Source organism: Angustibacter speluncae (assembly GCF_054777815.1).
In genome coordinates, this window is sequence record NZ_BAAHAF010000059.1 from 1 (window position 1) to 26,678 (window position 26,678).

Here is a 26,678-nt window from a genome sequence, read left to right on the forward strand (position 1 = left end):
GTGGGCGCCGCGGCGCAGGGCGACCTGCACGGCGTCGGCCAGCGAGGCCGGCGGCTCGGCGTCGGGGTGCGCGTCGGCGCGGGCGAGGTGCCGGTCGCGCTCGGCCGGGCAGGTCACGACGTCGGCGAGCGCGGTGTGCACGCGGGCGCGGTGCGCGGCCGTGGTGTCGAGGCGCACCACCCGCGCGGCGCTGGTCGGGGTGAACCGGACGGCGCCGTCGTCGAGCACGACCAGCCCGGCGTCGGCCGCCCGCGCGACGTCGTGGTCGGCGTCGGCGCAGCCCGCGCGCTCGAGCAGGCCGATCGTCGGGCTGTTGGCGAGGGCGGCGACCACGAGCGTCTCCCGCTCGGCGGCGGTCAGGCCCACCAGCCGGCTGCGGACGAGCGCGACCAGGGCCGGGGACGGCGCCTCCGGGCGCTGGGCCGGGCCGTGGTCGACGAACGCGCCCGCGAGCGCGAGCGCGAGGAACGGGTTGCCGGCCGACTCCAGGTGCACCTGCGCGGCCGCCCGGCCCGACAGCCCGTGCAGCTCGAGCAGCGCGGCCAGGTCGTCGGCGGTGAGCGGCGGCAGCTCCAGCCGCACCGCACCCTCGGGGACGACGGGCAGCGCGCGCGGCGAGCCGTCCCAGCGCCACGTCATCGCCACCCGCACGCCGGCGTCGAGCAGCCGGCGGACGGCGAAGGTGAGCACGTCGGCCGACGTCGGGTCGATCCACTGGGCGTCGTCGAGGACGAGCAGCACCGGCTGCTCGCGGGCGCACGCGGCGAGCAGCCCGAGCCAGGCGGGGCCGCGGGTGCCGAGGTCGTCGGCGGTCAGGCCGTCCGGCCGGGGGACGTCGGGCACCTGGGCCAGCAGGTCGGCGAGCACGGCGCCGCCGATCCAGCGCTCGGCCTGCGCCCCGGACGCCCGCAGCACGAGCTCGTCCGGGCGGGAGCGGGCGACGGCGTCGAGGAGAGCGCTCTTCCCCATGCCGTCGGGACCCGTGAGGACGACGCTGCGACCTGCGTCGAGCGCCGCGTCGACGCTCGCGAGCAGGTTCGCGCGGCCGACCAGGAGGTGCGAGGACCCAGCTCGCACCGCTGTTCGCGTCTGCACCAGTCGTACACCCCTCATACGCCCGGCCCGGACCCCCGGGCCCCGTCACCGTACTCACGGGTATCGCGCAGGGCAATGGTCCACGGACCAGGACCAGTCGGGCATGCTCGGGGGAACCGCGGCGCCACCGGCCGCGTCCCACCCCTGCACCGACCGCACCGTCCGACGACCACCGGAGGCTCCGTTGCGCACCGTCACCGACCGCCCGCTCGCCCTGCTCGCCGCCCTGGGGGTGGCCGCCGCCCTGGCCGGGTGCGCCGGCGGCGACGACGGCGCCGCGACCGCGCCGGCGGACGAGCCCGCGCCCTCGTCCGTGCCGCAGGAGAGCCTCACCACGCCGAGCCCGTCGCTCACGACGTCCGAGCCCGCCTCCGGCGAGGCCGGCGACATCGGCCCGGTCGACCTCACCGCGGTGGTCGACGACGGCGCGGGCGGGAAGACGACCGTCACGCTCACCTGCGAGCCGGCAGGCGGCGACGTCGCCCAGCCCGAGGTGGCCTGCGAGCAGCTGAGCGCCACCGCCGCGCTGCCGCTGCAGCCGGTCGACCCGGACATGATGTGCACCCAGGTCTACGGCGGCCCGCAGACCGCGGTCGTGACCGGCACCGTGAACGGCCAGCCGGTCGACTCGTCCTTCTCCCGCGTGAACGGGTGCGAGATCAGCCGCTGGGACGCCATGACCGCGCTGCTGGGCGTGGTCGACGCCGACTCCTGACCACCGGCTCCCGACCGTCAGTCCGGCCGCACGTGGGCCGTGCGCACCACCGTGCGCAGCAGCGGCCCGCTCGCCTCGGACGCCAGCAGCACCACGACCACGCCGGCACCGACCCAGGCCGCGACCTGGCCGAGCGCGGCCGGGTCGGTGAACAGCTCCTTGGCGCCGAGCGGCAGCAGGAACACCCACGACACCAGCAGCGAGCCCACCGAGGTCAGCAGCAGCGGCCCGCGCAGCTCGGCCCGGCGGGCGCGGTCGAGCACCTGCAGCGGCGTCCCGGCGAGCGCGAGCAGGGCGTAGGTGCGGCGACGGTCGAGCACGGCGGCGGCCGCACCGATGCCGGCCCCCGTGGCGGCGACGACGAAAGCGAAGACGAGCACCAGCAGCCCGCCGCGGCCCACGTCGGCGAGCGTCGACGCCTCGGCGGCGTCGAGGTCCCGGGAGGTCTCGGTGACCGCGCCGGGCAGGCCGGCGGCGATCGTGCCGCGCAGGGCGTCCTCGTCGAGGCCCGCGGGCAGCCGCAGCCAGAGGTACCGGTACCCGACCTCGTCGGCCGGGCTCGCCTCGACGGCGACGCCACGGCGCTCGAGCTCGGGGACGACGGCGTCGACCGCGGCGTCCTGGGCGGTGCCGTCGGGTGCGGCCGGCACCACGACCGAGATCTCGTTCCGGTCCGAGGCCTCCCCGAGGGTGACCGCGGACGCGACCGACACCGTCCCGGCGACGAACGAGGCCAGCGCGAGGCCGCCGACGACGCGCCAGGCGCCCCGGGGGTCGTCGACCAGCCGACGGGCGGCGAGCAGCTGCGGCACGCTGCGGGCGGTGCGCACCCGCACGCGCCCCCACAGCCCGAGCACCCACGGACCGACCAGGGTGAGCACGCCGAAGACGACCAGCAGGCCGACCGCGATCGCGGTGCGCTCGGCCGCGCCGTCGGTGGGGGACAGCCCGCCGCCCCACGCCGACCAGCCGAGCAGCGCGACCACGAGCAGCACGAGCCGCACCGCGCGCAGCGACCTCGGGGTGTGCCGGTGCACCACGCCGAGCGGCGTCACCAGCACGCTGCGCAGCCCGAGCAGGGTGCTGCCGGCCGTGAGCAGCAGCACGACGGCCACCACCCCGGCGAGCTGCCCGACCCCGAGCCAGAGCCCCGCCGCCCCGAAGCCCGCGCCCTGGAAGGGCACCGCGCCGACGGGGACGAGCAGCGCGAGGTAGCCGAGCACGCCGAGCACGACGCCGGCGACCGCGCCGACCAGCGCCTCGGTCATCGCCAGGCCGAGCACCTGCCCGCCCGTGCCGCCGACGAGCCGCACGGCCGCCAGCCGCTCGTTGCGCCGCACCACCCCCAGCCGGGCGGCGGCGCCACCCAGCGCGAGCAGCGGCACGGCCACCAGCACCACGCCGATCTGGGCCAGGAACAGGTACATCTCGCCGTCCTGGCTCCCGAAGTAGCCGACGCCGAACTCGAACCTGCGGTCGTCGGCCGCGCGGCCGACGGCCACCACGGCCTCGTCGGGGTGGACGAGGGCGCCGGCGCCGAGCGTCCCGCCGTCGAAGGCGCCGGGGACGCGGGCGTCCGAGACGAACCGGTCGCGGCCGGACGCGGCCGGCAGCCCGTCGAGCAGCCGCTCGGCGGCGGCGCTGACCCGCACCTCGCCCTCCCGCAGCGGGGCCACGCCGGGGGGCGTGGGCGCACCGGCGCGGACGTCGAGCAGGACGACCGGCTCGCCGGCGACCGAGTCGAGCGAGGCCTGGACGTCCTCGAACGAGGCGCGCCACTGGGTGCGGTCGGCGCGGTCGGCGAACCCCTGCCAGCCGCTGTAGGCGAGCAGCAGCAGCGCGGTGCAGATCGCGGTCGCGAGCACCATCAGCCCGCTCTGCTGCACCGCGCGCCGCCCGCCGCGCCGCACCAGCAGCGCGGCCAGCCGGACGGCGCTCACCGCGCCGCGCCCTGCAGGACGTCGTGCACGACCATGCCGTCGCGCAGGTGCACCACGCGGTGGCACCACCGGGCGACCTCCTCGCTGTGGGTGACCACGACGAGCGCGGCGCCGGTGTCGGCGCACGCCCGGGTCAGCACCTGCATCACCTCGTGCCCGGTGGCCTGGTCGAGCGAGCCGGTCGGCTCGTCGGCGAACACCACGGCCGGGCGGACGACGAGCGCGCGCGCGATCGCGACCCGCTGCGCCTGGCCGCCCGACATCTCGCCCGGGCGCCGTCCGTGCAGCCCGACCAGGCCGAGCGCGTCGAGCCACGGGCGGGCGACGGCCAGCGCGGCGCGACGGCGCTGCCCCGCCAGCATCAGCGGCAGCGCCACGTTCTCGTCGGCCGGCAGCTCGGGCAGCAGCTGCCCGAACTGGAACACGAAGCCGAACCGCTCGCGGCGCAGCCGGCTGCGCTCGGCGTCGCCCAGCCGGCTGACCTCGCGGCCCTCGGCGAGCACGGTGCCGCCGTCGGGCACGTCGATGCCGGCCAGGACGTGCAGCAGGGTCGACTTGCCGGAGCCGGACGGCCCCATGACGGCGACCGACTGGCCCGCCGCGATGTCGAGGTCGACGCCGGCCAGGGCGCGGGTGGGGCCGTAGCTGCGCACGACGCCGCGGGCCTGCAGCAGCGCGTCCGTCGCCGGGCGGGCCATCGGGTGGGGCATCGGGCCGAGCTGCTGGGCGAGCTGCTCGGCCACCGGGAGGTGGGGGATCGTCATGGCGTCCAGCGTGGGCGCGGGCGCCCCCCGCGGGCATCGGGCGAGGGTCGCCGCGGTCCCGCCCGCCGCTGCGACTTTCGTCGGCGCGGGTGGGCTACTTCAGCAGCCGCGAGAGGCGGCGGTCGGCGAGCGGCTTGCCGCCGGTCTGGCAGGTGGCGCAGTACTGCAGCGAGGAGTCGGCGAACGAGACCTCGCGCACGGTGTCGCCGCACACCGGGCAGGCCTGGCCGGTGCGCCCGTGCACGGCCATGCCGGCACGCTTGGCGTCCTTGAGCTCGGCGGCGGGCTTGCCGCTGGCCTCGTCGACCGCGTGGTCGAGCACCCGGTGCAGCGCCTCGTGCAGCCGGTCGACCTGCTCGTCGTCGAGCTTGGCGGCGATCGCGAACGGCGAGAGCCGGGCCGCGTGCAGGATCTCGTCGCTGTAGGCGTTGCCCACCCCGGCGAGCACGCTCTGGTCGCGCAGCAGGCCCTTGACCTGCTTGTTCGCCCCGGCCAGCAGGGCGGCCAGGGCCGCGCGGTCGAAGCCGTCGTCGAGCGGGTCGGGCCCGAGCGAGGCGATCCGCTCGATCTCGGCGGGGTCGCGCACCACGTGGACGGCCAGCCGCTTCCTCGTCCCGGCCTCGGTGAGGTCGAACCCGGGCAGCCGGTCGGGCTGCACCTTCGCGGGGTCGGACGGGGACGCGCCGTCGAGGCGCACCCGCAGCGCGATCGGGCTCTTGCCGGGCCGCACCGGGGTCGGCGCGAGCGCGTCGGACCAGCGCAGCCAGCCCGCCTTGGACAGGTGGAACACCAGGTGCAGGCCGCTCACGTCGACGGAGACCCACTTGCCGTGCCGCTCGACGCCGGTGACCTCGAGGCCGGCGAGCGCGGTGGGCGGGGGGTCGTAGGTCTTCAGGACGCTGATCGCCCCGACCTCGACCGCCGCGACGACGGCGCCGACGGCCCGCTCACGCAGGAACGCGACCAGGGCCTGCACCTCGGGCAGCTCGGGCACGGCCGCACTCTACGTGCGGTGGCCGACATCACGCGGTGCACGCAGGTGAACCGGTTCGTGCCGTGCGCGCACGGTGCCCGCCGGGGGTGGAAGGCTGACCCCGTGCGCGAGAGCTTCCCCACCCGCTTCGACGGGCCGCTGGTCGGCACCGCGGTGGCGATGGTCGTCCTCGGCATCCTGTTCGTCGGCGAGCTGCTCGAGGGCCCGACCCTGCAGTGGATGGGCGCGATCGTGGCGGTCCCGCTGGTCGCCGCCGCGCTCGCGCCGCCGCTCGCCACCGCGCTGGTCGGCCTGGCCGCCACCCTGGCCGGGGTCTCGCTCGGGTACCTGCAGGTGGGGGCCGACGGGCAGGAGCTCGCCCTCGACCAGGGGCAGCAGGTGCGGCTCGCGCTGATCGCCCTGGCGACGATCGGCGCCGTGCTCATCGCCTACGCGCGCGAGCACCGCGTGCGGGCGCTGGTGTCGCTGTCGTCGGTGGCCGAGGCTGCGCAGGGCGCGATCATGCGCCCGATCCCCGACATGGTCGGGGGGCTGCACTGCACGACGCTGTACCAGTCGGCGACGTCGTCGGCCCGCATCGGCGGCGACCTGATGGAGGTCGTGGCCACCCCGTACGGCACCCGCGTGCTCATCGGCGACGTGCAGGGCAAGGGCATGGACGCCGTCCGGATGGCGGGTGTGGTCCTCGGCGCGTTCCGCGAGATCGCGCACACCGAGCCGGTGCTGTCCGGGCTGGCGATGGCGCTCAACCGCTCGGTCGAGCGCGACGCGCGCCCCGAGGAGTTCGTCACCGTCGGGCTGCTGCAGATGCAGCCGGACGGCGACCTGCAGGTCGTCTCGTGCGGGCACCCCGCGCCGATCGTCGTCCGCCCGGACGGCTCGGCGCGCGAGCTCGACGCCGACCCGGCGCCGCCGCTCGGCATGCTGTTCGAGCCGCCGCACAGCACGTTCCACACCATCGACAAGCGCCAGCGCATCGTGCTGGTGACCGACGGGCTGCTCGAGGCGCGCCGGCCCAAGCGCTGGTGGATGCGCGGGCCGCTGCGTCACCGCGGCGGGGAGTTCTTCCCCGCCCTCGAGCAGGTCGGCCGCACCCTCAGCGAGGGCCCGGCGATCGACGGGCTGACGCGGCTGCGCGAGCTCGTCGACGAGTGGACCGACGGCAGGCACGGCGACGACATGGCGATGCTCGTGCTCGAGCTGGCCTACCGCCCGGTCAGGCCGAGACGCCCGAGGACCCAGGCCATCTCGTAGGACCGCTCCTTCCACGTCTCGTAGCGCCCGCTCGCGCCGCCGTGGCCGCCGTCCATCTGCGTCTTCAGCAGGTACGGCCCGCCCTGGGGCGCGACCTCGCGCAGCCGCGCCACCCACTTGGCGGGTTCGACGTAGAGCACCCGGGTGTCGTGCAGGCTCGTCATCGCCAGCACCGGCGGGTACGCGGTGTCGCGCACGTTCTCGTACGGCGAGTACGCCTTCATGTAGGCGTACACGTCCGCGTGCTCGAGCGGGTTGCCCCACTCCTCCCACTCGATCACCGTCAGCGGCAGCGACGGGTCGAGGATCGAGGTGAGCGGGTCGACGAACGGCACCTGGGCGAGCACGCCGGCGAACCGCTCGGGCGCCAGGTTGGTGACCGCGCCCATCAGCAGCCCGCCCGCCGAGCCGCCCATCGCGACCACCCGGTCGGGGGCGGCCCAGCCGCTCGCGACCACGTGCTCGGCGCAGGCGACGAAGTCGGTGAACGTGTTGGTCTTGCTCGTCATCTTGCCCTGGTCGTACCAGTGCCGGCCGAGCTCGCCGCCGCCGCGCACGTGCGCCACGGCGAACACGACGCCGCGGTCGAGCAGCGACAGCCGCGGCACCGTGAAGGCCGGGTCGATGCTGTGCTCGTACGAGCCGTACCCGTACAGCAGCACCGGGTTCGAGCCGTCCGGACGGGTGCCCGCCCTGCACACCAGCGAGATCGGGACCCGCGTGCCGTCGGCCGCGGTCGCCCACTCGCGGTGCTGCTCGTACCCGGCCGGGTCGAAGTCCGCGCCGTCGAGCGGCAGCACGGGTGACTGCTTGCGCTGCAGCAGCTCGTGGCTGGCGAGGTCGACGTCGTAGACCGTGCCCGGGGTGACGAACGAGGAGTACGACACCCGCAGCAGCGGGGACGCCGGGTCGCCGACCTGCCCGATCTCGCTGGTGAACAGCGGCTCGGTGAACGGCACCTCCCACGCCTCGCCGGTGCCCTCGTCGGTCAGCGGGATCACGAGCACCCGGCTGAGCGCGTCGCGGCGCAGCTGGACCGCGATCGCGCGGTGCAGCGCCGTCGCGCCGACGACCCGGGTGCCGCGCTCGTGGGGGACGAGCGGCGTCCAGTGCGCGGGGTCGGGGTCGCCGACGTCGGCGAGCACCAGCTCGAAGTCCTCGGCGCCGGCGTTGTGCGTGACGACGAACCGGTCGCGCCCGCCGACGACCACGTGGTCGACGTCGTACTCGACGCCGTCGCGGCGCGCGGCGACCAGCTGCAGCTCGCCGTCGGGGTCGGTGAGGTCGAGGGCGTGCACCTCGCTGGTGGTGCGCGACGCCGACCCGACCAGCAGGAACCGCTTGCTGGTGCTGACCTCGGCACCGACCCAGAACCGGTCGTCGGGCTCGGTCAGCAGCACCGTGTCGTCGGACGCCGGCGTGCCCAGCACGTGCCGGCGCACCTCGTAGGGACGCCAGGCGTCGTCGACCACGGTGTAGAACAGGCTCTCGCCGGTGGCGTCCCAGGCGGCGCCGTAGAAGACGCCGGGCACCTCGTCGGCCAGCGCCTCGCCGGTGCGCAGGTCCTTGACCCGCAGCGTGAACCGCTCGTCGCCGACCAGGTCGGCGGAGAACGCCAGCAGGTGGCCGTCGCGGGAGACGCTGAGCGCGCCGAGGGAGAAGAACGCGTGGCCCTCGGCCTCCGCGTTGCCGTCTAGCAGCACCTGCTCGCCCTCGGCCGGGGTGCCGGGCTCGATCGTCGGGGGCGTCCACGACGCGGGGTCGGCCGGGTCGCCGGACGCGGGGCACCGGCAGTGCACCGCGTACTGGCCGCCCTCGACGGTGCGCGCGTAGTACCACCAGTCGCCGCGGCGGGCCGGGACGGACAGGTCGTCCTCCTGCGTCCGCTGCTTGATCTCGTCGAACAGCCGCGTGCGCAGGTCCTCCAGGTCGGCCGTCTGCGCCGCGGCGTAGGCGTTCTCGGCCTCCAGGTGCGCGAGCACCTCGGGCGACTCCTTGTCGCGCAGCCACTCGTACGGGTCGACGACGGTGTCGCCGTGGTGGGTGCGCTCGGAGGGCACCTTCGCGGCGACGGGGGGCTTCGTGGCGTCGGTCACGGGCCGAGCCTACGGTCGGTCGAAGGACGTGCGGTCCGACCCCCTCCAGGGGGTCCGACCGTGCAGCCTTCGGACCGGCACGGGCGCGGCGTCCCCGTCCACCCGCGCGAGCGCAACGCCCGGACGACCTGCTGCGCCGTGCGGCACGGGTCGCCCGCCACGTGCCGCCACCGGTACCGCAGGGTGATCTCCGTCGTCCCGATCACCACCTCGTTGTCCCGCCAGGTGTCGGCGTCGGTGCGCCCGCCCGGGTGCGCCAGCCTGCCGTCCAGCTCCACCCGCACCGGCGCGACCCGGCACCGGGCGTCGGCCCGGATCCACCACCCGTCGAGCTGCTCGCGCACCTGCGCCTCGAACACCGGCAGCCCGTGCCGCCGCACGACGTCGGTGTGGAAGCGCAGCTCCAGGGGTGACTCGATGCCCGCCTCGCACTGCTGCAGCGCCGCGAGCGCGAGACCGCGCCAGCGCCAGCGGGGCCTCGGCAGGAGCAGCTCGCGCACCGACTGCGGGTGCGCCCCGGCCCGCACGCCGTCGCACAGCAGCGCCACCACGGCGTCCTGGTCGCGGCAGGCGGGGAGCAGGTCGACCACCGTCTCGGGCGCACGCGTCCGCGGTGGCAGCACCCGCGCCGTGGCGCGCTCGAGGTCGACGCGCCGCCGCACCCGCACACCGGGCACGTCGGTCGCGCGGCGGAAGACCGGGACGGCGACCTCGACCACGTCCGGCGGGCGCCGCGTCATGCCGAGCTCGTAGGCGGCGGCCCGGCCGGCCAGAGCCGCCCCGGGTCCGGCGTGCAGCACCGCCGCCCAAGCCCGGGTGCGCCACCCGCGCGGTCCGCGGTGCGTGACGTAGACGCCCGGGTGCACCCGGACCCAGCGACCGGACCGCAGCCGGTGCTCGAGCCACTTGCGGCTGCGGCCGCTCGCCAGCACCTGCGCTCGGGTGACGGCTCCCGCCTGGCGGCGGACGTGGGCGGCGAGGTCGTCGGGCACGGGCGCACGCTGGCGCAGCGGCCGGGCGCGCCGCCGGGCGGAACCCTCGCGCTGTGGACAGCCGTGCGTCCCGCCGACCTGTGGAAGACGGGAGGATCCGACCCCTTCCAGGGGGTCCGACGGTGCAGCCTTCGGGTCAGTACGGCAGGTAGAACATCAGCAGGTCCGACGACAGGGGCGGGAAGAGCGCCTCGAGCCACTCGGCGTCGCGGCCGGGGTAGACGTCGGGACGCAGCCGCTTGAGTCCCGCGAGGCCGAGCGGGCCGAGCAGCAGCGCGGGCAGCCAGTCGGGGGCGCAGCCGAGGCCGCCGGCCGCGCCGGGAGCCTGCATCGGGCCGCCCGCGACGGTCGGGCCGAACGCCTCGCCCGTCCACGGCAGCCGGTAGTGGGCGCCGAACGTCGAGATCACCAGGTCGCGGGCCTCGGCACCGGTCGCCAGGTGCCGCGCGGTCAGCAGGGGTGACAGGGCGTCGAGCACCGCGGGGACGTCGGGCAGGCGCACGTAGTACTGCTCGGCGGTGCGGTCCTCGTCGGCGTACCAGGGGGTGCAGACCTCGTCGACCGGGCCACGGCGCTGCTGCACCTGTAGGCCGTCCTCGCCCGCCGTGGCGGCGAGCTGCGCCACCAGGTCGGCGGCGGCGTCGCGGTCGACGGCGGCCGCCTCGGCGAGCAGCACGCCCTCGTCCGGGTCGGTCGCGCGGCCGGTGGCGACCACCTCGCCGTCGCGCTCGACCACCCAGACCGTGGTGCCGTCGCGGGCCAGCAGCCAGCGCCAGCGCGGCGCGGAGTGGGGGACGGCCACGTCGGCGCCGGCCTGCGCGGCGTCCTGCAGTCGGACGATCCCGGCGAGGTCGTCGGGGGTCGCGGCGCGCAGAGTGCCCGTGCCCGGGGCGTCGGGCGTCCCGGTGAGCGAGGGCGCGGGCGGGATGTCGATCGCGTACTCGTAGCCGAACCGCCGGTAGAAGTACGGGATCCCGATCATCACGCCGAGCAGGTGCCCGCGCTCGGCCGAGCGCCGGTGCGCCCAGCCCATCAGCTCGCGGACGAGACCGCGGCCCTCGTAGTCGGTGTCGGTGGCGACCAGCTCGACCTGGCCGGCGGGCAGCGTCACCGCGGCGTCGCCGTGGCCGACCCGCACCTGCTCGTCGAGCAGCAGCGCGGTCGAGACGACGCGGTCGCCGTCGACGACGACGGCGCACGAGCCGTACCCGGCGTCGGGGTCCTCGACGACGAGCCGGTGGTCGACGGCGTCGTCGGCCTCGCCGCGCTCGGTGAGCAGGGCGCCGACCTGCTCGAGGTCGTCGGGCGTCGAGGGTCGCAGCACCAGGCCGCCGGGGAGGTCCACGGCGTCCACCCTGGCCCGCGCGCGTCGCGCCTGGCCAGCGAGTTCAGTGCGCGATCGTGCGGTCGCGTCCCGCGACCTGGCTCATCGCGGTGAGGACGACGGCGACCCCGGCGAGCGCGAGCAGCGGCACGTGCCACGAGCCGGTGCGGTCGAAGGCGGCGCCCACGAGCACGGGTCCGCCGGCGGACAGCAGGTACCCGGCGCCCTGGACGAAGCCGGACAGCCGCGCGGCCATCGCGTCGTCGCCCGCACGCAGCACCATGACGGCGAGCGCGTAGCTGATGCCGGCGCCCTGGCCGAACCCCATGAGCACGACCCACGCCGGCCAGGCCGCCGGCGCCACCAGCAGGCCGAGCAGCGACACCAGCCAGAGCGCGCCGATGACGAGCCCGAGGGTGCGCTGGTCGCGGCCGCGGTGCAGCAGGGTCGGGACGAGCAGGCTGCCGGCGATACCGACCACCTGCATGAGCGAGAGCGCGACGCCGGCGTGCGAGCGGTCGAGCAGCTGCCCGCCGGCCTCGAGCGGCGAGCCGAGCAGCGACGGCAGCCACGCGGTCATCGCGTAGTAGAGCAGCGACTGGGTGCCGAAGAGGACGGCCAGCGCGATCGCGGTGCGGTCGCGCCACAGCGGGTTGCGGACGGGCGGCGCGTCCTCGACCGGAGCGGACTCGCGGCGGCGGCGCTGGACGCCGACCGCCACCCAGAGCCCGATGGCGACCACGACCAGCACGTCCCAGGTGAGCAGCGCCGGGCGCCAGCCGACCTGGTCGGCCACCGGCGCGGTGCCGGCCGCGGCGAGGGCGGCGCCGCCGGTGAGCGAGGCGGTGTAGACGCCGACGACCAAGGAGGACCGGTGCCCGAAGTCGCGCTTGGCGACCACGGGCACCACGACGTTGCCGACCGCGATGCCGAGGCCGATCAGCACCGTGCCCGCCATCGCCGGCCACGGCGACGAGCCGGGTGCCGAGCGCAGCAGCGTGCCGAGGGCGAGCACGATCATGCTCGCGACGAGCGCCACCTCGGCACCGGTGCGGCGGTACAGCGCGAGGGACAGGCCGGAGAACGCGGCGAAGCAGAGCACCGGGAGGGTGGTGAGCAGGCCGGCCGCGCCCGCGCCGAGCCCGAGGTCGGCCCGCATCTCGCCGAGCACCGGCGACACCGCCGCGATCGGCGAGCGCAGCGTCAGGCTGACCGCGACGACCGCGACGAAGGTGAGCGCCGTGCCCGCGGCGACGCGGGCCGGGACGCTCACTCCCGCCACTGCGGGCGCTTGGGGGCGACGGTGTCGCCGGAGGAGCGGCCGGTCAGGCGACGCCGCACCCACGGCGCGGCGTGCTCGCGCGCCCAGGCCGCGTTCGCGCGCAGGCCGAGGTCGGTCTCGGGCAGGTCGTCGCCGAGCGGCTCGCGCCAGGGCGCCCCCAGCCGCTGCGCGCCGGTGAGCGCGGCGTACGCCTCGGCGGCGACCCGCGCGTGGCCCTCGGGGGTGAGGTGGATGCGGTCGGTCGACCAGAGCCGCCCGTCGCGCAGCACCCGCATCGCCCACATGTCGATCACGTAGGCGCCGCGCTCGCGCGCGATCGCGTTGATGTGGGCGGTGACGGTCGCGACCCGGGAGCGGGTGTGCCGGATCACCGGCGCGAACCGCGGGTCGACGGGCGTGCACAGCAGCACGTCGGCCCCGGACGCCCGCAGCCGGGCCACGGCGCCGTCGAGCTGCACCGCGAGCCGGTCGACGTCGGCGCGCGGGCGCAGGATGTCGTTGCCGCCGCCCACGATGCTCACCAGGTCGGGGCCGAGCTCGAGCGCGGCGTCGACCTGCGGGCCCGCGACGTCGGCGAGCAGGCGGCCGCGGACGGCGAGGTTCGCGTAGTCGAACGGGCGGCCCTCGGCCTCGGCGTCGGCGGCCAGCAGCGCGGCCAGCCGGTCGGCCCACCCCGAGTACCGGTCGGGCGTCGCGACCGCCGGGTGGTCGACCGGCTCGTCGTCGTTCAGGCCCTCGGTGAAGGAGTCGCCGAGGGCGACGTAGCGGGACCAGCGGGTGGAGCTCACCCCGTCATGCTGGCACCTGCCGCCGGTGCCCACGCGTGCGGGCCAGCCGCTGCAGGCCGTCGGCCGGGCGCACCGGCTCGGGCCACTTCGGCTCGGCGGTGTCGCCCTCGATGCGGCCGGTCAGGCGCCGGTGCACCAGCGGCAGCACCTCCGATCGCAGGAACACCACCTCGGACGCGACGGACGCCAGCGTCGCCACCGCCTCGTCGTACCGGGCGAGCACGGCGCCGACGTCGGACCGCAGCGCGAGCAGGTCGTTCCGCCGGCGACGAAGGTCGCGAGCGTCGGACGCAGCACCACCGCGGCCTCGAGCTGCTCGTCGAGCACCTGGTCGATCCGCTTGCTGCGGATCGCGAGGTTCGCGTACTCCCAGCGCGGGTCGGCCCGTCCCAGCTGGCGCGCCATCCGGTCGGCCCACCCGCGGTACCCGTGGGGGAAGTGCAGGTGCGGGTCGCCGACGCCCTCAGTGAACGAGTCCCCGATCGCGACGAACCGGCCTGGCTGCACCGTCCCATCGGACCGCGGTGCAGGCGGTCCGTCGAGCCCAACGACGGGTGGTCGCGCAGTGTTCGCCGGGCCGTCACCTCACCGTCGCGCGCCCACGTGGATCGCGAGCTGGCCGCCGGCGCCGACGCTCGCGGTGAACCGCCCGCTGCCGTCGACGGTGACGGTCTCGGTGCAGCCCGGTCCGTCGGTGACGTCGCAGTAGGTGCCCGCGGGCAGGTCGGTCTCGAAGGTGCGGGTGAGCGTCCCACCCTCGTGGTTGATCACGACGTACCCGGACGAGCCGCGCCCGAACGCGATCTGGTCGTTCCCGTTGTCCCACCAGCGGGTCACGCCGGTACCGCTCACCGCGTTGCGGAACCCGACCATGCCGGCGATCTCGCGCCAGGCGTGCTGGCACTTCCACCCGTCGGCGTAGCAGGACGCCACGTCGCCGTCGCGCGGCGGACCCGCGTCGTGGTCGGAGAACTCGTACCCGGAGTGGACCGCGGGCGACCCGTACGGCCAGGCCAGCATGAAGACGTTGGCGAGGGTGTAGGTCGAGCCGTCGCGGTAGGTGAGGGTGGAGCCGTTGCGCTCGGTGTCGTGGTTGTCGACGAACGGCACGGCCTGGCTCGACGGGAGCATCGCCCACGACTGCCCGAAGTTCCTCAGGTACGAGAGCCTCTCGTTCTGGAAGACCCGCTTGAGGTTCGTCCCGTACCGGAACTCGTGCACGTCGCCGGTGCCGGTGTACTCCTCCGGCGTGATCGGCTCGCCGCCGCCGTAGATGACCTCCTGCACCCAGTAGGTCCCGGGGTCCGACATCTTCGCCTTGATGCCGGCGAGGTCGGACGAGGAGACGTGCTTGGCCGCGTCGATCCGCAGACCGTCGACCCCGAGCGAGCGGAGGTCGTCGAGGTAGTCGGCGATCTCGTGCTGCACGTACTGGCTGCCGGTGTCGAGGTCGCTCAGTCCGACGAGCTCGCAGTTCTGCACCTGCCACCGGTCGCCGTAGCTCGTGATCGAGGAGCGGCAGCCGTGGAAGTCCTGGTCGGCGTAGTGCGCCGGGTACCGGTACTTGGAGTACTGCGTGCCGAGGGTGCCCGTGCCGGAGCCCGCGCTCATGTGGTTCACGACGGCGTCGGCGAGCACCTTCACGCCGGCGCCGTGGCAGGTCTGCACCATCGCGGCGAACTCGGCGCGCGTCCCCTGCCGGTTGCCGATCGAGTACGACACGGGCTGGTAGGAGATCCACCACTGCCCGCCCTGGATCGTCTCCTGCGGCGGCGAGACCTGGACGTAGCCGTAGCCGGCGGGCCCGAGCGTCTCGGTGCAGGCGCGGGCGACGTCGACCCAGTCCCACTGGAACAGCACGGCGGTGACGTCCTTGCCGCCGGGCGGGGTGGCCGAGGCCGGCGCCTGGGCCGGGGTCGGGACGGCGAGCGCGGTCAGCGCGAGCAGCGCCCCGCTCGCCAGGGCCGCGAGGCGGCGGGTGGTGGTGGTCACGGGGGCTCCTCTGGACGTCGTCGGCCAGTGCGGGGTGGTGCAACCTGCAGGCAGTTCCTGCAAGATCTTGCAGGCTCGGACGGTATGGGTGGTTTCGTCCCGGCGTCAACCCCTCGTTCGCCGTCGGCGCAGAACGGCGTCGACCCTGACGCCGTGTCAGGGCCTAGCGTCCCGATGAGTTCCGCCGCCGCCGCAGGTCGGTCAGGCATCACCAGTCGACAGAGGGAGAGCGTGTGATCACCGCGCGTGGGCTCGTCCAGACCTTCCAGACCCGCCAGGGCCGGGAGAAGGTCGCGGTCGAGGCCGTCAAGGGCGTCGACCTCGACGTCGCCGAGGGCGAGATCGTCTCGTTCCTCGGCCCGAACGGAGCAGGCAAGACCACGACCCTGCGGATGCTGACCACCCTGCTGCGCCCGACCGCCGGGTCGGCCACCGTGGCCGGGTACGACGTGCTGACCCAGCCCGTCGAGGTCCGCCGCAGCATCGGGTACGTGTCGCAGGCCGGGTCGACCAGCCAGGTCGCGCGCGCCGGCGAGGAGATCATGGACCACGGGATGCTCTACGGGATCTCGCAGCAGCAGGCCGAGACCCGCGGCCGCGAGCTGTTCGAGCAGCTCGCGCTCGACGGCTTGTGGGAGCGCCAGCCGAAGACGATGTCCGGCGGCCAGCGGCGCCGGCTCGACATCGCGATGGGCCTGATCCACGACCCCACCCTGGTGTTCCTCGACGAGCCCACCACCGGCCTCGACCCGCAGGCCCGGGCGAACCTGTGGACCCACATCAGCGACCTGCGCACCCAGCGCGGCGCGACCGTCTTCCTCACCACCCACTACCTCGACGAGGCCGACGCGCTGAGCGACCGCGTGATCGTCATCGACCACGGCGAGATCATCGCCTCCGACACCCCGGACGCGTTGAAGGACAACGTGTCTGGCGACCTCGTCGAGCTCGAGGTCGCCGACGCCGACGTGGCCGCGAGCGCGGCGCAGGTGCTCGAGGGACTGGCCCGCGAACGCGCCGACGGCAGCGGCAAGGACGTCGAGGTGGACGGCCACCGCGTCAGCGCGCGGGTGCCCAGGGCCAGCGCCAGCGTGCAGGGTCTCCTGCGCGACCTCGACGGCCGCGGGGTGCAGGTCACCTCGTTCCAGGTGCGCCGCCCCACCCTCGACGACGTCTTCCTGACCCTCACGGGTCGCTCGCTGCGAGAAGGAGAGTGAGCCGTGCGCTTCCTGCGTGACACCTTCGTGGTCTTCCGACGCCAGCTGCGGATGAATCTGCGCAACCCCGCCTGGGTGATCATCGGGCTGACCCAGCCCGTGCTCTACCTGTTCCTGTTCGGGCCGCTGCTCGAGCCGTTCGCGCAGCAGCTCGGCTTCGACAACGCCTACACGCTGTTCGTCCCCGGGCTGCTGGTGCAGCTCGGCGTCTTCGGCGCGTTCTTCGCCGGTTTCGGCCTGATCGCCGAGTGGCGCGAGGGCGTCGTCGAGGCCGAGCGGGTGACGCCGGCGAACCGCACGGCCCTGCTGATGGGCCGGCTGCTGCGCGACGTGCTGCTGATCTTCGTCCAGACCCTGGTGCTGGTGGGGCTCGGGTACGTCGTCGGCATGGACGCCTCGCTCGGCGGCGCGGTGCTCGGCATCGCGCTGACCCTGCTGCTCGGCGGCGCGTGCTCGGCGGCCTCCTACGGCCTCGCGCTCACCACCAAGAGCGAGGACGTGATGGCACCGATCCTGAACTCGGTGTTCCTGCCGGTGCTGCTGCTGTCGGGCATCCTCATCCCGATCACGCTGGCGCCGCAGTGGCTCATCACGGCCAGCGACTTCATGCCGATCAAGCACATCGTCGACGCCGTGCGGGCGAGCTTCGTGGGCGACCTCGCCACCTCGACCACGCTCTGGGGCGGGGTGTGGGCGGTCGCGCTGAGCGCGGTGGCGGTCTGGTGGGGGACGTCGACCTTCCGCAAGGAGAACGCCTGACCACCGGATGACCCCGCAGGTCCACCTCCAGGGGGACGACCCGGGGTGAATCGGACCCTAGCGTCGATCGGGCACCGTCCGACCAGACCTTGGGGGTAGTCCCGATGCGAACCCGTCCCACCACCCGACCGCTCGGCAGGGCCGCGGCCGTCCTCGGCGCCGCGGCCCTGCTGGCGTCCGGGGTCCCCGCCGTCGCCGCACCCACGGCTGCGTCGACGACCGCTGCCGTCCCGCAGCTCGCCTGGGCCTCCTGCGGCGACGACCCGGCGCTCGCCGCCTTCGAGTGCGCGACCGCGACCGTCCCGACCGACCACGACGAGCCGGACGGCGCCACCACGACGCTCGCGCTCACCCGGCTGCCCGCGACCGACCCGGCGAACCGGATCGGGTCGCTGTTCACCAACCCGGGGGGCCCCGGCGGCTCCGGGGTCGACTTCGTCCAGAGCGCGGGCGAGCTCGCCTGGACGCCCGAGGTGCGGGCCCGCTTCGACGTCATCGGGTTCGACCCGCGCGGCGTCGGCGCGTCCGACCCCACGACGTGCTTCCCGACCCAGGCGCGCGAGGCCGCGTTCCTCGCGCGGCAGAAGGTGTCGTTCCCGTACAAGGCGTGGCAGGAAAACCGGTTCACGCTGCAGAGCGCCAAGCTCGGCGCCTCGTGCACGGCCACCTCGGGCGACCGGCTCGCGCACATGTCGACCGCGAACGTCGCCCGCGACATGGACCTGCTGCGCCAGGCGGTCGGCGACGAGCAGCTGTCGTACGTCGGCTACTCCTACGGCACCCACCTCGGCGCCACCTACGCGAAGCTGTTCCCCGGCAAGGTGCGGGCGCTGGTGCTCGACGGCACCGTCGTCCCCGACGCCTACTCCGGCTCGGACGGCGACCGCCGCCCGCTGACGCTGCGGATGGACCAGCACACCGGTGCCCGCGACGTGCTGGCCGAGTTCCACGCCCAGTGCGCGGCCGCGGGTCCGGACGCGTGCGCCCTGGCCGCGCTCGGCGACCCCGCCACCGTCACCGAGCAGCTGCTGCAGGGCCTCGAGAAGGCCCCGGTCACCCTCCCGCTGCCGGACGGCACCGAGCTCGAGGTCACCTACGACGTCGCGGTCGGCGCGACCTTCATCTCGCTGTACGAGCCGACCCAGTGGCCGGCGCTGGCAGCCGACCTGGCGGCGATGGCCGCTGCGCAGCAGGCCGGGTCGCCGGTCGCGCTGGCGTCCGCACCGGGTGGTGCCGCCGCGTTCGCCACCTGGCTGCGCAAGGAGGACTACGTCTCGGTCGGCACGAACTTCACGATCTGCGCCGAGACCGCGGAGACCGGGGACCCGCTGGCGTACGGGCGGTTCGCCGCCGAGGCCGAGGCCGAGGCGCCGCACTTCGCCGGGCTGCGCACCTGGGCGACGCAGGTCTGCGAGTACGTCCCGGTGACGGACGAGGACGCCTACCTGGGTCCCTGGGACCAGGACGTCGAGACGCCGGTCCTGGTGATCGGCACCCGGTTCGACCCGGCGACGCCGTACGAGAACACCCAGCCCTACGCCGACCACTTCCCGGACGCCCGGGTGCTGACGCTCGACGGCTGGGGCCACACGATCCTCGGCAAGAGCGCCTGCGCCGACGAGGCCGTGGCCCGCTACCTGGTCGACGGGCAGGCGACCGACGGCGCCGTGTGCGCCGCCGACCGCGCCCCGTTCGACCCGCCGCCGGCCACGACGCTGCGCTCCGGCTCGCCGCAGGGGCTGCCGCAGCAGGTCCCCGTCCGCCCGCAGGTGTGGTCGCCCGGTCTGTGACCCTCAGGCGCGGCGGTACTCCTCCCAAGTCACCCTCGTGACCTGCGGGCCGGTGTCGGCGCCGTCGTTCGCCAGCCCGTTCCGGCCGAGGTGGTAGTCGCCGACCTGCGACTGGGCGCCCGACGACAGGTCGGTGTCGCTGATCGCGATCGCGTGGATGTGGGCGTTCCACGGGCCCTCGGACGGGCTGCGGTACCAGGCGGCGAAGCCGACCCGCCGCAGGGAACGCACGGCGGTGGTGCGCTGGGTCGTGGTCAGGCCCGAGACCGACAGGTCGAGCGCACCGCCGCCGTCGTGGGTGCCGGCGGAGGCGCCGACGCCACCGGGGTTGTACGACCCCTGGGTGACGCCGTAGGTGCGCCCGGCGAGGCGCTCCGCCTCCAGCAGCATGGCCTTGGTGCGCTCGTTCATCGCCTTGCCGCGGAACGTGATCCGGCTGCCCGGGCCGATCGCCCGCGAGACGGTGAAGCGTCCCTCGCCGAGCCGGGTGAGCGACGTGCGACCGGGCAGGCCGTTCGCGCCGAGCCCGGAGTAACCGAGCCGCCGCTGCCAGGCGGCGTACGCCTCGACCGTCTTCGAGCCGAAGTGGCCGTCGACGTAGCTGCTCGCGAGCAGGCCCTTCGCCACCAGGGCGCGCTCGACGAGCAGCACCGAGTCGCGGGCACCGGGCGTCAGCGCGGTGCCCGCGCGCTGCGGATCGATCTGGGCGGCCTTGACGACCGCCTCCATGTTCGCCGCGGGCAGCGCGGCGAGCGCCGGGGCGCCGGTGAGCCCCACGGCGGCGAGCGCGCCCGCGCCGGTGAGCAGGTGGCGGCGGGTGATCCGTCCGTCCTGGGTGTTCTGCACGGTTCCTCCTGGGTCGGTGTGGGTCGACCCTAGGAACGCGCGCGTCGCCGCCGCCCGCGTCGTCCACAGGCCCCTAGGGTCGCGACGTGAACGCCCTCCCCGCCTCCGCACGTCGCGGCTACGCGCTGGGCTCGGTGGCGACCGGCACGTTCGGGACGGTGCCCGGCCTGCTGCTGCTGCCCTACCTCACCGAGCGGCTCGGGGTGGCCGCCGGCGTCGCGGGCCTGCTGGTCCCGCTGCCCAAGGCGTGGGACGTGCTGCTCAACCCCGTGGCCGGCCGCATCAGCGACCGCTCGCGGCACCCGTCCGGGCCGCGGCGACCGTTCCTGCTCAGAGCCGGTCTGGCGCTGGCGGTCTCGTTCGCCCTGATCTTCGCCGGGCCGGCCTCGCCACCGGCGCTGGCGGGGGCCTGGGTGGCGGTGGCGTTCCTGCTGGCGGCGTCCGCCTACGCGTTCTTCCAGGTGCCGTACGTGGCGATGCCGGCCGAGATCACGGACGACTACGCCGAGCGCACCCGGCTGATGACCTGGCGGGTGGCGGTGCTGGCGCTGGCGATCCTGGTCTCGGGGGCGAGCGCGCCGCTGGTGCGCGACGCCGTCGGTCCCGAGCGCGGGTACCTCGTCATGGGCGTCGTGATCGCGCTGGTGATCGCGGCGGGTGCCCTCGGCGCGTGGTGGGGCACGCGGCACGCCCCCGTGGGCACCGTCGTGGCGGCCGGCGGCACCTTCCGCGAGCAGCTCGCCGTCGCCGGTCGCGACCGCGACTTCCGTTCCCTCCTGGGCGCGTTCGTGCTCCAGGCGCTGGCCACCGGCGCGATGCTCGCCGGCGTCGACTACGTCTCGCGGCACGTGCTGCGCGACCCCGGTGCCTCGACCCTGCTGTTCGTCGCCTTCGTCGGCCCCGCGCTGCTCGTCACCCCGCTGTGGCAGCGGGTGGGGGCGCGCCACGGCAAGCTGCGCGGGTACGTGGCCGCGTCGCTGCTGCTCGCGCTCGGTGCGCTGGTGCTGGTCGCGGCCCGCGGCCTGCCCGCGGTCGTCGTCTACGCCGCCGTCGCGGTGGTCGGTGTCGGGTACGCGGGGGCGCAGATGTTCCCGCTCGCGATGCTGCCGGACGTCGCGGCGCGCGACGCCGCCCGCACCGGCGAGAACCGCACCGGCGTCTTCACGGGCGTCTGGACGGCGGGGGAGACGCTCGGTCTGGCGCTCGGTCCGGGTCTGTACGGTCTGGTGCTGGCGCTCGGTGGCTACCGCTCCTCGACCGGCGCGACGGTGCAGCAGCCCGACTCGGCGGTCACGGCGATCGCGCTGGGGTTCTCGCTGGTCCCCGCCGTGCTGGTGCTGGTGTCGCTGCTGCTGCTGCGGGGCTACCACGACGACGGGAGGACCGGACGTGCCTGAGGTGACCGCCGACGCGGTGCGCGGCGAGCTCGAGGCGCTGCGCGTCCACGACCTGCCCGTGCGGGGGGGACGCACGCTCGCCTACGTCTACGACAGCGGTCTCGCCGAGGTCGACGCCCTCGCGGCCGAGGCGGTCGCCGCCTTCGCGGGCACCAACGGCCTCGACCCCACCGCCTTCCCGAGCCTGGCCGCGATGGAGCGCGACCTCGTGGCGTTCGCGGCCGCCCTGCTCGACGCCCCGCCGGGGGCCGCCGGCACCGCCACCTCCGGCGGCACCGAGTCGTGCCTGCTCGCCGTCCTCGCCGCGCGCGACGCCCGTCCCGACGTGCTGCGTCCGGAGATGGTCCTGCCGTCCACGGCGCACGCCGCGTTCCACAAGGCCGCGCACCTGTTCGGCGTCCGCACCGTCGTGGTCGACGTCGACCCGGCGACGCACCGCGCCGACCCGGTCGCGACCACGGCGGCGCTCACCGACGACACCGTGCTGGTGGTCGCCTCGGCGCCGTCGTACGCGCACGGGGTCGTCGACCCGGTACCCGAGATCGCCTCCGCCGCAGCGGCGCGCGGGATCCGGTGCCACGTCGACGCGTGCATCGGCGGCTGGGTGCTGCCGTTCCTCGACGACGATCCCGACCGTCCGGCCTGGACCTTCGCGGTCGACGGCGTCACGAGCATCTCGGTCGACCTGCACAAGTACGGCTACGCGCCGAAGGGCACCTCGCTGCTGCTGCACCGCAGCGCCGCCCTGCGCCGCAGCCAGGTCTTCGCCTGGGGCGACTGGCCCGGCTACACGGTGGTGAACCCGACGCTGCAGTCGACGCGTCCGGGCGGCCCGCTGGCGGGCGCGTGGACGGCGGTCCGCGCGATCGGTCGCGACGGCTACCTCGACCTCGCCCGCACCGCCCGCGAGGCGACGCTGCGGCTGGCCGCGGCCGTGGACGGCGTCGACGGCCTGCACGTCGCCGCCCGGCCGGACTCCACGCTGCTCGCGCTCGGCACCGACGACCGGCTCGACGTCTTCACCCTCGCGGACGAGATGGCCGCGCGCGGCTGGCACGTGCAGCCGCAGCTGTCGTTCCGCGGCGACCCGCCGACGCTGCACCTGTCGCTGTCGGCGGCGACGCCGGTCGACGACCTCGGGCGCGACCTGGCCCTGGCGACCCAGGCCGCCCGCGACGCGGGACCGGTCACCGTCCCCGCCGAGATCGCAGCCTTCGCAGCAGGTCTCGACCCGGACGCCCTCGACGAGCAGACGCTGGGCGGGCTGCTGCAGGCGGCCGGGCTCGTCGGCGACGCCGGCGCCCCGGCCCTGCCCGACCGGATGGCGCCGGTCAACGCGCTGCTCGACGCCTGCCCGCCGCGGCTGCGCGCCGCCCTGGTCGCCGCCGTCCTGGAGCTGCTCGGATGAGGTACCTGCTGAGCGTCCCCCCGTTCACCGACGCCGCCCGGGTGGTCCGCTGGGGCGTGGCGGCCGAGGCGGCCGGCTGGGACGGCGTGTTCCTGTGGGACCACCTGCGCTGGCGCGAGTCGGTCGACCCGCCCGTGCACGACCCGTGGGTGCTGCTCGGTGCGATCGCGGCGCAGACCGACCGGGTGCTGCTCGGGACGCTGGTGACGCCGCTGTCGCGCCGCCGGCCCGCGGTGCTGGCCAAGCAGCTGCTCACCCTCGACCACCTCTCCGGCGGACGGTCGGTGCTCGGCGTCGGGCTCGGCGAGCCGCCGGACCGCGACTTCTCCGACTGGGGCGACGAGGCCGACCCGCGGGTGCGCGCCCGGATGCTCGACGAGCACCTCGCCGTGCTCGACGGCCTGCTGCGCGGCGAGCGGGTCGACCACGACGGCGAGCATTACGCCGTGCACGCGCAGGTGCGGCCCGGACCGGTCACCCGTCCGCGCCCGCCGGTCTGGGTGGCGGGCGTGGTGCCGAACCGGCGCCCGCTCGCGCGGGCGCGGCGGTGGGAGGGCGTGGTGGCGATCGGCGAGGACCTCACGCCGGACGTGCTGCGCGGCTACCTCGGCGGCGACGTCCCGGACGGGTGGGAGGTCGTGGCGTCGCCGTCCGGCCCGGCCGACCCGGCGGCGTGGGCGGACGCCGGGGCGACCTGGCTGGTCACCTCGGCCGACCCGTCCGAGCCGGGCTGGGAGGAGCCGTTCGAGGAGGTCGTCAGCCGCGGGCCAGGTCGCTGAGCGGCACGTCGGGGTCGGCGAGGCGGGCGCGGTCGACCTGCGCGCCCGAGCGGATCAGGGCCTTGACGTCCTCGACGACGTCCCAGACGTTCACGTTCGCGCCGGCGACGACGCGGCCCTCCCGCAGCCAGAACGCGACCAGCTCGCTGCCGTCCAGGTCGCCGCGCACGACGAGCTCGTCCGACGAGGGGTCGGCGGAGCCGAGGTACTCCATGCCCAGGTCGTACTGGTCGCTGAAGAAGTAGGGCAGCTCGTCGTAGGAGGCCTCCTGGCCGAGCAGGGTGGCCGCCGCCGTGGCCGGCTGGTTGAGCGCGGTGGCCCAGTGCTCGACCCTCACCCGGCCGTCCAGCGTCGGGTGGTCCTCGGCCGCGATGTCGCCGACGGCCAGCACCCGCGGGTCGGAGGTGCGCAGCGAGGCGTCGACGAGCACCCCGCCGTCGACGGCCAGGCCGGCGGCCTCGGCCAGCGCCGTCCGCGGTGCGGCACCGACGCCCAGCACCACGACGTCGGCCGGGACGACGGTGCCGTCTCCCAGCTCGACCCCGTCGACGCGTCCGTCGCCCCGGAACCCGGTGACCTGCACCCCGGTGCGCAGGTCGACGCCGTGCTCGCGGTGCAGCCCGGCGAACATCCCGCCCAGGTCGGCGCCGAGCACCCGCTCGAGCGGGACGTCCTCGGGCAGCAGGACGGTGACCTCGGCGCCCCGCTCGCGCGCCGCCGCGGCGGTCTCGAGGCCGATCCACCCGCCGCCGACGACGACCACCCGGGCGCCGTGGGTGAACGCCTCGCGCAGCCGCTCGCTGTCGTCGACCGTGCGCAGGGTCAGCAGCCCGTCGAGGTCGCCGCCGGGCAGGTCGAGCCGGCGCGGCTCCGACCCGGTGGCGAGGACAACGGCGTCGAACGGCAGCTCGCCGGCGTCGGTGGTGACGGTGCCGCCGTCCAGGTCGAGCGCGGTGACCGTCTCGCCGAGCCGCAGCACCACGTCGTGCTCGTCGTACCAGGCGCGGTCGTGCACCTCGAACGAGTCGCGCTCGTCGTCGCCCTTGAGGTAGCCCTTCGACAGCGGCGGGCGCTCGTACGGCAGGTGCGTCTCGGCGCCCACGAGCGTCAGCGAGCCGTCGAAACCCTTGTCGCGCAGCGCCTCCACCGTCTTGGCGCCGGCCAGGCCGGCACCGACGACCACGATCGTGCGGGGTGCGTCCACCACTCCTCCTTCACCAGCCCCAGGTGCCGGGGCTGCCCTTGAACGGTCCGACGACGCGCGAGGTGATCCAGCCGCCGTAGAAGCCGCCCTCCTGGGGGACGACCTCCTCGCCGGCCACGGTGCACCCGTCCATCCGGCCGGGGTACAGGGCGACGTGGTCGCGCAGCACCTCGAAGCCGCGGGACGGATCGGGGTAGGTCCAGGCCGCACCGGCCGCCACGGCGTCGCCGCCGACGACGTCGAGGTACGAGGCGTGGCCCTTGAACTCGCAGAACGACGACCCCTCGGCCGGACGCAGCGCGCCGTCGGCGAAGTCGGCGCGCGGGAGGTAGTACGTCGGAGGGTGGCTGGTCTCGAGCACGCGCAGCGCGCGGGTGGTGCGCAGCACCTCGACCCCGCCGAGCCGCACGACCACCTCCTCGTCGGTCGGCTCGACCCGCGGGGGACGCGGGTAGTCCCACACCGACTCCTGGCCCGGTCCGGGCTCGATCCGCTGCCTGCTCACGAGGTCATCCTGCGGTGCACCGGCCCGTTCCGCTCGGCCAGCACCAGCACCTCCTGGTGCGGGGTGTGGGGGAACATGTCGAACACCCGGGCGCGGACGGGGGCCCAGGACGGCATCGCCGCCAGGTCGCGGGCGAGGGTGCGCGGCTCGCAGCTCGAGTAGAGCAGGTGCCGCGCGTCCGAGGCGTCGAGCCAGGCGGCGAGCGCGGGGTCGATGCCGCGCCGGGGCGGGTTGACCACCACGAGGTCGGGCGCGGTGTCCTGCTCGCGGATCCAGGCGCCGACGTCGGCGGCCACGAACCGGGCGTCCACCCCCGCCTGCGTCGCGCTGTCCGTGGCGGCCTCGACGGCCTGGGCGCTCAGCTCGACACCGGTGACGGTGCACCCGGACGCGGCCAGGTGCAGCGCGAAACCGCCTGCGCCGCAGTACAGGTCCCACACGGTGCGCGGCCCGACCTCTGCGGCCCACGACCGGGCCTGCTCGTACAGGGCGGACGCGACCACCGTGTTCGTCTGGAAGAAACCCTGCGGCCGCAGGTGCAGGGTGACGTCGTGCAGCGGGACGGCGAGGGTGCTGCCGTGCAGCAGCTCCTCGTGCTCGCCCTCGAGCACCGCCGCGTGCGCGGGCTGCAGGTTCACCGACACGACGTCGACGTGCGGCAGCCGCTCCAGCAGCGTGGGCAGGTTCTTGCGCAGCCGCGGCACCGCCTCCGTCGAGCGCAGCACGAACCGCACCATCAGGCGTCCGGTGGGCGAGGCGGTGACGATGACGTGCTTGAGCTCGCCGCGCCGGGCCGGCACGTCGTACGGGGTCAGCCGGGCGAGCGTGACCAGGTCGGCGAGCGCCGGCAGCGCCTCGTGCAGCACGGGCTCGTGCAGGCCGCAGTGCCGCAGGTCGGTGCCGGCGCCGGCGGCGTCGAGGATGCCGAGCGTCGGGGCCTCGACCGTGCCGCCGACGACCATCTTCGCCTTGTTGCGGAACCGCTCCCGGGGGCCGGCGACGGGCGGGAGCCAGGCCAGGTCGGGCCACGGGGCGAGCAGGTCGGCCGCGTGCTGCTGCTTGCGGTCGAGCTGGACGTCGTCGGGCACCTCGAGCCAGGTGCAGGAGCGGCACAGCCCCGCGTCGTAGTAGCCGCACCGCACCCGTCCACCGTACGCGCGGGACCCCGCGCGGCCGTCGGGTGCGCGCCTCCTAGGGTCGTCGCGTGGACGTGATCATCTGGGTCGTGGTGGCGGTGTTCGTGGTCTCGTCGACCGTCAGCGCGGTGGTGATGACCGTCGGCCTGCGCCCGGTGCACGCCGCGCGGGGCGAGGTCGACCGGCGCTGGTCGGCCCTGCTCGACACCCTCGACGAGCGCCGCACGCAGCTCACCGTGCTCGCGGAGGGGGCCGACCCGCAGGACCGCGCCGCGCTCGACGACGCCCTGGCCGCGGCCCGTCGCTCGCGGCTGCCCCGCTCCCGGGCCGAGGCCGAGGCCGACCTGCACCGGGCCGCGCGTCCGCTGCTGGCCCGCGACGACGCCGGCGCCGCGCAGGTC

24 protein-coding genes and 1 pseudogene are annotated in these 26,678 nt (G+C 75.5%); 9 read left to right on the forward strand and 16 right to left on the reverse strand.

Annotated elements, in window-relative coordinates:
- Positions 1 to 1,077, reverse strand: a 1,077-nt coding sequence (locus ACYVKY_RS07215) for an AAA family ATPase (protein WP_460434299.1), incomplete at its 3' end; no start/stop codon positions are given.
- A 202-nt stretch (positions 1,078 to 1,279) separates the two neighbouring features.
- Here ACYVKY_RS07215 and ACYVKY_RS07220 point away from each other — a divergent pair.
- Entirely contained in the window at positions 1,280 to 1,810 is a 531-nt protein-coding gene (locus ACYVKY_RS07220; protein WP_460434300.1) for a subtilase-type protease inhibitor, read from the forward strand.
- A gap of 17 nt (positions 1,811 to 1,827) precedes the next feature.
- Here the strand turns inward: ACYVKY_RS07220 and ACYVKY_RS07225 are convergent, their stop codons facing one another.
- The 3 genes from ACYVKY_RS07225 to ACYVKY_RS07235 all read right to left on the reverse strand — a co-directional run bounded on the left by ACYVKY_RS07225 (position 1,828) and on the right by ACYVKY_RS07235 (position 5,508).
- Complete coding sequence (locus tag ACYVKY_RS07225) at positions 1,828 to 3,750, reverse strand: ABC transporter permease family protein (protein ID WP_460434301.1); 1,923 nt, start codon at positions 3,748 to 3,750, stop codon at positions 1,828 to 1,830.
- Positions 3,747 to 4,514, reverse strand: coding sequence for an ABC transporter ATP-binding protein (locus ACYVKY_RS07230; protein WP_460434302.1), 768 nt, complete (start codon positions 4,512 to 4,514; stop codon positions 3,747 to 3,749). The genes ACYVKY_RS07225 and ACYVKY_RS07230 overlap by 4 nt, the downstream gene beginning before the upstream one ends.
- A 94-nt stretch (positions 4,515 to 4,608) precedes the next feature.
- Complete coding sequence (locus ACYVKY_RS07235; protein WP_460434303.1) at positions 4,609 to 5,508, reverse strand: Fpg/Nei family DNA glycosylase; 900 nt, start codon at positions 5,506 to 5,508, stop codon at positions 4,609 to 4,611.
- 102 nt (positions 5,509 to 5,610) lie between these two features.
- Here ACYVKY_RS07235 and ACYVKY_RS07240 point away from each other — a divergent pair, with 102 nt between their 5' ends.
- Positions 5,611 to 6,762 (forward strand): PP2C family protein-serine/threonine phosphatase, encoded by a 1,152-nt coding sequence (locus tag ACYVKY_RS07240; RefSeq protein WP_460434304.1) that lies wholly within the window; start codon positions 5,611 to 5,613, stop codon positions 6,760 to 6,762.
- Here the strand turns inward: ACYVKY_RS07240 and ACYVKY_RS07245 are convergent.
- From ACYVKY_RS07245 to ACYVKY_RS07280, 8 genes and pseudogenes are all read right to left on the reverse strand, one after another.
- On the reverse strand, positions 6,714 to 8,858 hold the full coding sequence (locus tag ACYVKY_RS07245; protein ID WP_460434305.1) for a S9 family peptidase: 2,145 nt from the start codon (positions 8,856 to 8,858) through the stop codon (positions 6,714 to 6,716). The genes ACYVKY_RS07240 and ACYVKY_RS07245 overlap by 49 nt on opposite strands.
- Positions 8,855 to 9,850, reverse strand: a complete 996-nt coding sequence (locus tag ACYVKY_RS07250) for a type IV toxin-antitoxin system AbiEi family antitoxin domain-containing protein (RefSeq protein ID WP_460434306.1) — start codon at positions 9,848 to 9,850, stop codon at positions 8,855 to 8,857. Before ACYVKY_RS07250 ends, ACYVKY_RS07245 begins: the two co-directional genes overlap by 4 nt.
- Positions 9,851 to 9,986: 136 nt before the next feature.
- Positions 9,987 to 11,195 (reverse strand): GNAT family N-acetyltransferase, encoded by a 1,209-nt coding sequence (locus ACYVKY_RS07255; protein ID WP_460434307.1) that lies wholly within the window; start codon positions 11,193 to 11,195, stop codon positions 9,987 to 9,989.
- Positions 11,196 to 11,238: 43 nt separating this feature from the next.
- Entirely contained in the window at positions 11,239 to 12,447 is a 1,209-nt protein-coding gene (locus tag ACYVKY_RS07260; protein ID WP_460434308.1) for an MFS transporter, read from the reverse strand.
- Positions 12,444 to 13,244 (reverse strand): SGNH/GDSL hydrolase family protein, encoded by an 801-nt coding sequence (locus ACYVKY_RS07265; RefSeq protein ID WP_460434309.1) that lies wholly within the window; start codon positions 13,242 to 13,244, stop codon positions 12,444 to 12,446. Before ACYVKY_RS07265 ends, ACYVKY_RS07260 begins: the two co-directional genes overlap by 4 nt.
- Before the next feature lie 4 nt (positions 13,245 to 13,248).
- Positions 13,249 to 13,467 (reverse strand): hypothetical protein, encoded by a 219-nt coding sequence (locus tag ACYVKY_RS07270; RefSeq protein WP_460434322.1) that lies wholly within the window; start codon positions 13,465 to 13,467, stop codon positions 13,249 to 13,251.
- A complete protein-coding gene (locus ACYVKY_RS07275) occupies positions 13,365 to 13,751 on the reverse strand; it encodes an SGNH/GDSL hydrolase family protein (protein ID WP_460434310.1) in 387 nt (128 codons plus the stop codon). The genes ACYVKY_RS07270 and ACYVKY_RS07275 overlap by 103 nt, the downstream gene beginning before the upstream one ends.
- An 84-nt stretch (positions 13,752 to 13,835) precedes the next feature.
- A pseudogene (locus ACYVKY_RS07280) lies at positions 13,836 to 15,236 on the reverse strand (alpha-amylase); the annotation flags it as partial.
- A 233-nt stretch (positions 15,237 to 15,469) separates the two neighbouring features.
- On the opposite strand from ACYVKY_RS07280, the gene ACYVKY_RS07285 reads away from it, so the two are divergent.
- The 3 genes from ACYVKY_RS07285 to ACYVKY_RS07295 all read left to right on the forward strand — a co-directional run bounded on the left by ACYVKY_RS07285 (position 15,470) and on the right by ACYVKY_RS07295 (position 19,002).
- Positions 15,470 to 16,453, forward strand: a complete 984-nt coding sequence (locus ACYVKY_RS07285; protein ID WP_460434311.1) for a DrrA family ABC transporter ATP-binding protein — start codon at positions 15,470 to 15,472, stop codon at positions 16,451 to 16,453.
- Between the two features lie 3 nt (positions 16,454 to 16,456).
- On the forward strand, positions 16,457 to 17,212 hold the full coding sequence (locus tag ACYVKY_RS07290) for an ABC transporter permease (protein ID WP_460434312.1): 756 nt from the start codon (positions 16,457 to 16,459) through the stop codon (positions 17,210 to 17,212).
- A gap of 104 nt (positions 17,213 to 17,316) precedes the next feature.
- Complete coding sequence (locus tag ACYVKY_RS07295; protein WP_460434313.1) at positions 17,317 to 19,002, forward strand: alpha/beta hydrolase; 1,686 nt, start codon at positions 17,317 to 17,319, stop codon at positions 19,000 to 19,002.
- A gap of 3 nt (positions 19,003 to 19,005) precedes the next feature.
- Here ACYVKY_RS07295 and ACYVKY_RS07300 read toward each other — a convergent pair whose 3' ends face one another.
- The gene (locus ACYVKY_RS07300) at positions 19,006 to 19,848 is read right to left on the reverse strand and encodes a peptidoglycan-binding protein (protein ID WP_460434314.1); all 843 of its coding nucleotides are present in this window, start codon (positions 19,846 to 19,848) and stop codon (positions 19,006 to 19,008) included.
- An 86-nt stretch (positions 19,849 to 19,934) separates the two neighbouring features.
- Between ACYVKY_RS07300 and ACYVKY_RS07305 the strand changes: the two genes are divergently transcribed.
- Genes ACYVKY_RS07305 through ACYVKY_RS07315 form a run of 3 tightly spaced genes read left to right on the forward strand, consistent with a single transcriptional unit; the run spans position 19,935 to position 23,432 of the window.
- The gene (locus ACYVKY_RS07305; RefSeq protein WP_460434315.1) at positions 19,935 to 21,245 is read left to right on the forward strand and encodes an MFS transporter; all 1,311 of its coding nucleotides are present in this window, start codon (positions 19,935 to 19,937) and stop codon (positions 21,243 to 21,245) included.
- A 1-nt stretch (position 21,246) separates the two neighbouring features.
- A complete protein-coding gene (locus ACYVKY_RS07310; protein WP_460434321.1) occupies positions 21,247 to 22,653 on the forward strand; it encodes a pyridoxal phosphate-dependent decarboxylase family protein in 1,407 nt (468 codons plus the stop codon).
- Complete coding sequence (locus ACYVKY_RS07315; RefSeq protein WP_460434316.1) at positions 22,650 to 23,432, forward strand: LLM class flavin-dependent oxidoreductase; 783 nt, start codon at positions 22,650 to 22,652, stop codon at positions 23,430 to 23,432. Before ACYVKY_RS07310 ends, ACYVKY_RS07315 begins: the two co-directional genes overlap by 4 nt.
- Here ACYVKY_RS07315 and ACYVKY_RS07320 read toward each other — a convergent pair.
- From ACYVKY_RS07320 to rlmC, 3 genes are read right to left on the reverse strand one after another with little or no spacing between them, the layout of a single operon-like run.
- A complete protein-coding gene (locus ACYVKY_RS07320; RefSeq protein WP_460434317.1) occupies positions 23,410 to 24,636 on the reverse strand; it encodes an NAD(P)/FAD-dependent oxidoreductase in 1,227 nt (408 codons plus the stop codon). The genes ACYVKY_RS07315 and ACYVKY_RS07320 overlap by 23 nt on opposite strands.
- 10 nt (positions 24,637 to 24,646) lie before the next feature.
- On the reverse strand, positions 24,647 to 25,141 hold the full coding sequence (locus ACYVKY_RS07325; protein ID WP_460434318.1) for a DUF427 domain-containing protein: 495 nt from the start codon (positions 25,139 to 25,141) through the stop codon (positions 24,647 to 24,649).
- The gene (gene rlmC / locus ACYVKY_RS07330; protein ID WP_460434319.1) at positions 25,138 to 26,283 is read right to left on the reverse strand and encodes a methyltransferase domain-containing protein; all 1,146 of its coding nucleotides are present in this window, start codon (positions 26,281 to 26,283) and stop codon (positions 25,138 to 25,140) included. Before rlmC ends, ACYVKY_RS07325 begins: the two co-directional genes overlap by 4 nt.
- A 62-nt stretch (positions 26,284 to 26,345) precedes the next feature.
- Here rlmC and ACYVKY_RS07335 point away from each other — a divergent pair.
- Positions 26,346 to 26,678, forward strand: a 333-nt coding sequence (locus ACYVKY_RS07335; protein ID WP_460434320.1) for a hypothetical protein, incomplete at its 3' end; no start/stop codon positions are given.

Bases quoted from the DNA above. Each gene is read 5' to 3' on its own strand.
- ACYVKY_RS07230 (WP_460434302.1), bottom strand. From the start codon at position 4,514: ATGACGATCCCCCACCTCCCGGTGGCCGAGCAGCTCGCCCAGCAGCTC.
- ACYVKY_RS07295 (WP_460434313.1), top strand. From the start codon at position 17,317: ATGCGAACCCGTCCCACCACCCGACCGCTCGGCAGGGCCGCGGCCGTC.
- ACYVKY_RS07315 (WP_460434316.1), top strand. From the start codon at position 22,650: ATGAGGTACCTGCTGAGCGTCCCCCCGTTCACCGACGCCGCCCGGGTG.